Here is a 7,783-nt window from a genome sequence, read left to right on the forward strand (position 1 = left end):
CTGGTTTGGCTGAAATCATCTTTGATTATGAAGTGTGCCTGTTAGCCTGCGCCCGCGGCGATCAACGCGCCCTGCGCCAGCTCTATGAGCAGGACAGCAGCCGCTTGCTCGGTGTGGCACTGCGCATTACCCGCAACAAGGCCCTGGCCGAGGACATCGTGCATGACGCCTTTATCAAGATCTGGCACGGCGCGCGCAGTTTCGACCCCCTGCGAGGCTCCGCACGGGGTTGGGTGTTCAGCGTGACTCGCCACCTGGCCCTGGACGTTGTACGCAGCGCCGGGCGTGACGTGCCGCTGGACGACCAGTACGAACCGCTGGCAGAGCCTGCCCAGGCCATCGAGTTTGCCGCACGCTCCGGGCAGATCCACCAATGCCTGGAACGGCTCGACCCGACGCGCCGCACCTGCATCCTGCACGCCTATGTGGACGGTTACTCCCACAGCGAAATCGCGCAAAAACTCAGTACCCCGTTAGGCACAGTCAAAGCCTGGATCAAACGCAGCCTCGCCGCCTTGCGCGAGTGCATGGCATGAACGACAGCCTGGATGAACTGGCCAGCGAATACGTGCTGGGGACCCTGCCCGCCGAACAGCGCGCGCAGGTTCAACAACGCCTGGCCCATGATGCGGCACTGCGCGCAGCGGTGGATGCCTGGGAGCAACGTCTGTTGCCTCTGGTGGCGCTGGCACAACCGGTACCGCCTTCGGCACAGCTGTGGCGGCGCATTGAGCGCCGCATCAAAGCCCCCGAAACGAGCGTGGCGTGGTGGAACCTGCTGGCGTTCTGGCGCGGGCTTTCCGCTGCCGGCCTGATGGCAAGCGTGGTGCTGGCGGCTTTATTACTGACGCGCCCGCCCATGCCCGCACCCAGCTTCGTGGTGGTGCTGATGGCGCCACAAAGCCAGGCACCGGGCTGGGTGGTGCAGGCCAGTGATAATCAGCAGATCCAGTTGATTCCACTGGGGGTGATGGAGATTCCCGCTGACAAAGCCCTGGAGTTCTGGACCAAGGGCGATGGCTGGCAGGGTCCCGTCTCCTTGGGGCTGGTAAAACCGGGGCAGACCTTGTCGATACCCCTGGACAAGCTGCCGCCGCTGGCGCCGAACCAGTTGTTTGAACTGACGCTGGAAGGGCCCAATGGCTCGCCCACTGGCAAACCCACCGGGCCGATTCACGGGATTGGCCGCGCAGTCAAAGTGCTCTGATCACGAAAGGTTAGGCAGCCACACACGAAACCGCGCCCCGCCCAGGGGTGACGCCAGGGCCGTCAAGGTGCCGCCCTGGGCCTCCAGGGCGCGCCGGCTGATCGCCAGGCCCAGGCCAAAACCGCCGGTGGCGCGGTCGCGGCTGCGGTCCAGGCGGTAGAACGGCTCGAAGATGCGCTCGCGCTGGTCAGTCGGTATGCCGATGCCATCGTCGTCCACCCAGATTTCACAGCCTTTAGGGCATACACGCACGCCCACCTGGATGCGCTTGTCGCAGTAGCGCGTCGCGTTGCGCAGCAGGTTCTGCAAGGCTCGGGCGGTAAGGCGCGGGTCAAGACTGAAGCGCTCCACGGCACAATCGAGCACCACATCGATGACGATGTCGGGGTTTTCCAGCTCATCGTCGACGCTGCCCAACACGCTGTCGATAAACTCATCGAGCGCCACCTCTACCCGCTCGGGCAACTGCGCCGGGTTTTGCAGGCGGCTGTAAGACAGCAATTCCAGCACCAGTTCATCCAACTCCCGAATATGCGCCACCAGGCTTTGCAAGCGCTCGCGGCTGGCCGGGGGCATGTCTTCGGAAAGCGCCAGGGCCAGGCCGAAATCCAGGCGGGTGAGCGGCGTGCGCAGCTCATGGGAGACCGCATTGAGCAAGTCGCGCTGCTGGTTCAAGAGGCGTTCGATATCATCGGCCATGGTGTCGAACACCGCCGCCAGGCCGCCAATGCTGGAGCTGGGTGCGAGCCCCGTACGCGCCTCCAGATGGCCCTTGCCCAATAGCGCGGCGGTACTTTTCAAACGCTCCAGGTCACGCCAATGCGGACGCAGCCACACCAGCAAACACGCCAGCAAGGCGGCGCCGACCAACACGTTCATCGACCAGTACAGCAGGTTCATGTCCAGCGGGTCTGGCGGTACGGTCAGCTTGACCGCGAACTGCTGGTTGATCGGTGAACTGATTTCTTCCATCCAGCCCCACTCGCCCAGGCGGATCACTGGCTTGCCTTGCTCCAGTAACTTTTCTTCCTCAGGGGTGTAGCGGGCGTCCTGGCGCAGCAACAGTTGCACTTTCAAGGGTGCAAAATCGTGGCTCAATTGGTCGGTTACCTGGGACCAGCGCTCCACCGGCGCCCGCTGGTACTGCTTGACCATGAGTTTTTGCAGGCCACGGGACTGTTCGATGTTGTAGTCCATATAGCGGTGTTCGAACAGCTGGATCACCAGCTTGGGAATCAGGTAAATCGCCGCACTGTAAGTGACGATGGTGATCAGGTAGAGGCGCAGCAGTACGCGAAACATGCTTCAGCATTCCCACTCGGAACGGCTGAACAGATACCCTTTGCCCCACACCGTCTTGATCTTGCGCGCCTCGCCCGCATGATCGTCGAACTTGCGCCGCAGCTTGGAAATGGCCACGTCCACCGAACGGTCGGTGCCGTTGAACTCGATACCGCGCAGGCGTTGCAGGATCTGATCGCGGCTGAGCACTTCGCCGGCATGCCGGGCCAGCACCACCAGCAGGTTGTACTCACCGCTGGAAAGCTCCACCGCCTGCTCGCGCCAGGTCACGGTGCGCTCGGACAAATCGATGCAGAGGTTGCCCATGACGATCTGGTCGCTGGCCACCTGGGGTTCGGACAGGCTGCTGCGACGCAGCAATGTGCGCACCCGGGCCAGCAATACGCGCGGCTCGCAGGGTTTGGTCACATAATCGTCGGCACCCATCTCAAGGCCCAGAACCTGGTCGTGGCTGTCATCGCGGGCGGTCAGCATCAGGATCGGCAGGCCCGCCGAATCGGCACGCAGCAAGCGGCACACCTGCAGGCCGTCGAGGCCCGGCAGCATCAGGTCGAGGATCACCAGGTCCGGTGGGTTCAGGCGTGCGCGTTCACGGACATGGTCGCCACGGCTGAGCACGCTGACGTGGTAGCCGTTGCGTTCCAGGTAGCTGGCAATCAGCTCGGAGAGTGCGGCGTCGTCTTCCACCAGGAGGATGTTGGGCATGGTGTTTCCAAATAATGCTGTTTGTTGGTGTGTTGCAGGATTGTGCAAGGATATACGCCCCCGGCGCCCTGCGCGCCGTACCTTACACTTCTTCACAGACCCGCTACACAGCTTCACAGCACCACGGCGCAGGTGCCCCTAGGATGCGCCAGTCAATATTGGGATAAGAGCATGTCGAAGAATCTATTTGCGCCGTTTTGCCTGTTGGCCCTCACACTGGCGCTGAGCGCGTGTGGTCAGTCGGCAGACGAGGCGCCACAAATGCCCCTGGCCAAAGTGCGGATCGAAACCCTGCAGGCCAAGCCCCTCTCTATTACCAGCGAACTGAGCGGGCGCATCGCCGCACCGCGTATCGCCGAAGTACGCGCACGGGTCGCCGGGGTGGTCATGCAGCGGGTGTTTAACGAAGGCCACGACGTCAAGCAAGGCGACGTGTTGTTCCGTATTGACCCGGCGCCGTTCAAGGCCGACCTGGACAGTGCCCAGGCCAACCTGAGCAAGGCTGAGGCCAATGCGTTCCAGGCGCGCCTGCAAGAACAGCGCTACAGCCAATTGGTCGAAGGCAACGCCATCAGCGGCCAGGAATACGATAATGCCCGCGCCACCTTGCGCCAGAGCAACGCCGAAGTCGCCGCCAACAAAGCCGCTGTCGAGCGTGCCAAGCTGAATTTGGGCTATGCCACCGTAACCGCGCCGATTTCCGGGCGCATCGGCCGCGCCCTGGTGACCGAAGGCGCGTTGGTCGGCCAGAACGAAGCCACGCCGCTGGCGATTATTCAGCAACTGGACCCGATCCACGCCGACCTCACCCAGTCCACCCGTGAGCTGAACGACCTGCGTCGTGCGTTTCGTGCCGGCAGCCTGAAGCAGGTCGGCCAGGACCAGGCCAAGGCCACCTTGATCCAGGACGACGGCAGCCAGTACCCGTTGCCGGGTAAATTGCTCTTCGCTGACATCAGCGTCGACCCGGGCACCGGGCAGATCATCCTGCGCAGCGAGTTCCCCAACCCGGACCTCGACCTGCTACCGGGCAGCTTTGTGCGGGTGCGCGTGGAACAGGCCGTCGACAAGCAAGGCCTCAGCGTGCCACAACGCGCTATCACCCGTGACAGCGCCGGTATTCCGATGGTGCTGCTGCTGGACGCCGAGCAGACCGTCAGCCAGCAACCGGTGGAACTGGGCGCGGTGATCGACAATCGCTGGATCGTCACCAGTGGCCTCAAGCCCGGCGACCGCATCATCGTCGAGGGCCTGCAACATGCGCGCCCCGGTGAAAAAGTTGAAGTGGACGACAGCCCGCTCGTAAAGGAATAACCCGTCATGCCGCAGTTCTTTATTGACCGCCCGATCTTCGCCTGGGTCGTGGCTTTGTTCATCTTGCTGGCCGGTGCGCTGGCCATCCCGCAGTTGCCGGTGGCCCAGTACCCCAACGTCGCGCCACCCAAGGTGGAAATCTACGCGGTGTACCCCGGCGCCTCGGCCCAGACCCTGGATGAGAGCGTGGTCAGCCTGATCGAGCAGGAGCTCAACGGCGCCGATCACCTGCTGTATTTCGAGTCCCAGAGCAGCCTGGGCTCGGCGACCATTACCGCCACGTTCCAACCGGGCACCAACCCGGAAATGGCCCAGGTAGATGTGCAAAACCGCCTCAAAGCCGTGGAGTCGCGCTTGCCTCAGGCCGTGACTCAGCAAGGCTTGCAGGTGGAGAAAGTCTCCGCCGGCTTCCTGCTGCTGGTGACCTTGACCTCCAACGACGGCAAGCTCGATGACGTCGCGCTCAGCGATTACCTGGCGCGCAACGTAATGAACGAGCTCAAGCGCCTGGACGGGGTCGGCAAGGCCCAGTTGTATGGCGCCGAGCGAGCGATGCGTATCTGGATCGACCCGCAGAAGCTGATCGGTTTCAACCTCACGCCGGCCGACGTCAACGCCGCGATCAGTGCCCAGAACGCCCAGGTCTCAGCCGGCAGCATCGGTGACTTGCCGGGCACCCACACCCAGGAGATCACCGCGGCGGTGCTGGTCAAGGGGCAACTTTCGACCCCGGCGGAGTTTGCCGACATCGTGCTCAAGGCCAACCCCGACGGCTCCACCGTGCGCATCGGCGATGTGGCTCGGGTGGAAGTCGGCAGCCAGGAATACCAGTTCTCCACCCGCCTGAACGGCAAGCCGTCCACCGCCGTCAGCGTGCAGCTATCGCCCGGCGCTAATGCATTGAGCACCGCAACGCTGGTGCGGGCGAAAATGGACGAGTTGTCGCGCTACTTCCCTGCCAATGTGGAATACAAGATTCCCTATGACACCTCGCCCTTCGTCAAGGTCTCGATTACTAAGGTGGTCTACACCTTGCTGGAGGCGATGGCGCTGGTGTTCGCGGTGATGTTCCTGTTCCTGCAGAACGTGCGCTACACCTTGATCCCCACGCTGGTGGTGCCGATTGCGCTGATGGGCACCTTCGCCACCATGTTGCTGCTGGGTTTCTCGATCAACGTGCTGACCATGTTCGGCATGGTGCTGGCCATCGGTATCCTGGTGGACGATGCGATCGTGGTGGTGGAAAACGTCGAACGGATCATGGCCACCGAGGGCCTGTCGCCCAAGGACGCGACGAAGAAAGCCATGGGTCAGATCACCGGAGCCATCATCGGTATCACCTTGGTGCTGGTGGCGGTGTTCCTGCCGATGGCCTTCATGCCGGGTTCGGTGGGGGTGATCTACCAGCAGTTCTCGCTGTCGATGGCCACCTCGATCCTGTTCTCGGCGTTCCTGGCCCTGACCTTGACCCCGGCCCTGTGCGCCACCTTGCTCAAGCCGATTGCCAAGGGCGAGCACCATGCCAAGGGTGGTTTCTTCGGCTGGTTCAACCAGCGCTTTGACCAACTCACCAACCGCTACGAAGGTTGGGTGGCCTATGCCCTCAAGCGCAGCGGCCGCTACTTGCTGATCTACTTGGTATTGCTGGTGGGCATGGGGCTGCTGTTCAGCCGCCTGCCCTCCTCGTTCCTGCCGGTGGAAGACCAGGGCTACACCATCACCGATATCCAGTTGCCACCGGGCGCCAGCAAGAACCGTACGGTGCAGGTGGCCGAACAGATCGAGGCGCATAACGCAGGCGAGCCTGGGGTGGGTGATACCACCATGATCATGGGCTTCAGTTTCTCCGGTTCCGGGCAGAACGCCGCGCTGGCGTTTACCACGCTCAAGGATTGGTCGGAACGTGGCAGTGATGACTCGGCTTCCTCGATTGCTGACCGCGCCAACATGGCCTTCAGCGAACTCAAGGACGCGATTGCCTACGCGGTTCTGCCGCCACCGGTCGACGGACTGGGCACGTCCAGTGGCTTTGAGTTCCGCCTGCAAGACCGCGGTGGCGTCGGCCATGCCGGGTTGATGGCCGCGCGTACCGAATTGCTGGACGCTGCAGCGAAAAGCCCGATCCTGGCCAACGTGCGCGAAAGCGCCCTGGCCGAAGCGCCGCAAGTGCAACTGGAAGTAGACCGCAAGCAGGCCAACGCCTTGGGCGTTTCGTTTGCCGAGGTGGGCAATGTGCTGTCGTCGGCGATCGGCTCAGCGTATATCAACGACTTCCCCAACCAGGGCCGCATGCAGCGCGTGGTGGTGCAGGCCGAAGGCGACCAGCGCAGCCAGGTGGCCGACCTGATGAAGATCCACGTGCGCAACAACGCAGGCAAGATGGTGCCACTGTCCGCCTTCGTCGAAGCCAAGTGGACCCAGGGCCCGACGCAGTTGACCCGTTACAACGGCTACCCGGCCATCGCCATCAGCGGTGAAGCGGCGCCGGGGCACAGCACGGGCGAGGCCATGAACGAAATCCAGCGTTTGGTCAGCCAGTTGCCTGCCGGGCTGGGCCAGGAATGGACGGGGTTGTCATTGCAGGAACGCTTGTCCGGCTCCCAGGCTCCGCTGCTGTTGGGCCTATCGTTGCTGATCGTGTTCCTGTGCCTGGCCGCGCTGTATGAAAGCTGGTCGATCCCCACCTCGGTGCTGCTGGTGGTGCCGCTTGGGGTGCTGGGCGCGGTGTTGGCCGTGTCGCTACGCGGGATGCCTAACGATGTGTTCTTCAAGGTCGGCCTGATCACCATCATCGGCCTGTCGGCGAAAAACGCGATCCTGATCATCGAGTTTGCCAAGGACCTGTATGACCAGGGCGAAGACTTGATCGACGCCACCTTGAAGGCTGCGCGGTTGCGCCTGCGACCGATCATCATGACGTCCCTGGCGTTTATCCTCGGCGTGGTGCCCTTGGCAATTGCCACCGGGGCCAGCTCGGCCAGCCAACAGGCGATTGGTACCGGTGTGATTGGCGGGATGATCACGGCGACATTGGCGGTGGTGTTTGTGCCAGTATTTTTTGTGGTGGTAATGAAGCTGGTGCGCAAGCGCCATAAACCAGACTGATCAACGCCGCAGCGAAAGGTGGTGGCTTGCAAGTTGAACCCATCGCCGGTAACCACGATGCGAAGCGAGCCGCTCTTGATCTTGATCTGCTTGTGATCTTGATCTCAGGCGCCCCGTTAAACCACGCTGGCCGGAATTCGACAGGGATTT

Annotated in this window: 6 protein-coding genes; 4 read left to right on the forward strand and 2 right to left on the reverse strand. The window is 62.6% G+C overall.

What is annotated here, in order from left to right:
* Positions 1-5: 5 nt before the first annotated feature.
* Positions 6-536: a sigma-70 family RNA polymerase sigma factor gene (locus DK871_RS13420; protein ID WP_161905383.1), complete on the forward strand. Its 531-nt coding sequence runs from the start codon at positions 6-8 to the stop codon at positions 534-536.
* Entirely contained in the window at positions 533-1,207 is a 675-nt protein-coding gene (locus DK871_RS13425; RefSeq protein WP_161905384.1) for an anti-sigma factor domain-containing protein, read from the forward strand. The genes DK871_RS13420 and DK871_RS13425 overlap by 4 nt, the downstream gene beginning before the upstream one ends.
* On the opposite strand, the gene DK871_RS13430 is transcribed toward DK871_RS13425, so the two are convergent.
* On the reverse strand, positions 1,208-2,509 hold the full coding sequence (locus tag DK871_RS13430; RefSeq protein ID WP_161905385.1) for an ATP-binding protein: 1,302 nt from the start codon (positions 2,507-2,509) through the stop codon (positions 1,208-1,210).
* A gap of 3 nt (positions 2,510-2,512) precedes the next feature.
* Complete coding sequence (locus DK871_RS13435; protein ID WP_003190934.1) at positions 2,513-3,214, reverse strand: response regulator transcription factor; 702 nt, start codon at positions 3,212-3,214, stop codon at positions 2,513-2,515.
* 171 nt (positions 3,215-3,385) lie between these two features.
* On the opposite strand from DK871_RS13435, the gene DK871_RS13440 reads away from it, so the two are divergent.
* A complete protein-coding gene (locus tag DK871_RS13440) occupies positions 3,386-4,528 on the forward strand; it encodes an efflux RND transporter periplasmic adaptor subunit (protein WP_161905386.1) in 1,143 nt (380 codons plus the stop codon).
* Positions 4,529-4,534: 6 nt separating this feature from the next.
* Positions 4,535-7,633: an efflux RND transporter permease subunit gene (locus DK871_RS13445; protein ID WP_161905387.1), complete on the forward strand. Its 3,099-nt coding sequence runs from the start codon at positions 4,535-4,537 to the stop codon at positions 7,631-7,633.
* The last annotated feature ends 150 nt before the right edge of the window (positions 7,634-7,783 follow it).

The sequence above is a fragment of the Pseudomonas sp. L13 genome (assembly GCF_009935965.1).
Classification (GTDB): domain Bacteria; phylum Pseudomonadota; class Gammaproteobacteria; order Pseudomonadales; family Pseudomonadaceae; genus Aquipseudomonas; species Aquipseudomonas lactis.

Excerpts from the sequence above, each read along its gene's own strand:
- DK871_RS13435 (WP_003190934.1), bottom strand. The coding sequence starts at position 3,214 with ATGCCCAACATCCTCCTGGTGGAAGACGACGCCGCACTCTCCGAGCTG.
- DK871_RS13425 (WP_161905384.1), top strand. The coding sequence starts at position 533 with ATGAACGACAGCCTGGATGAACTGGCCAGCGAATACGTGCTGGGGACC.
- DK871_RS13440 (WP_161905386.1), top strand. The coding sequence starts at position 3,386 with ATGTCGAAGAATCTATTTGCGCCGTTTTGCCTGTTGGCCCTCACACTG.
- DK871_RS13445 (WP_161905387.1), top strand. The coding sequence starts at position 4,535 with ATGCCGCAGTTCTTTATTGACCGCCCGATCTTCGCCTGGGTCGTGGCT.
- DK871_RS13430 (WP_161905385.1), bottom strand. The coding sequence starts at position 2,509 with ATGTTTCGCGTACTGCTGCGCCTCTACCTGATCACCATCGTCACTTAC.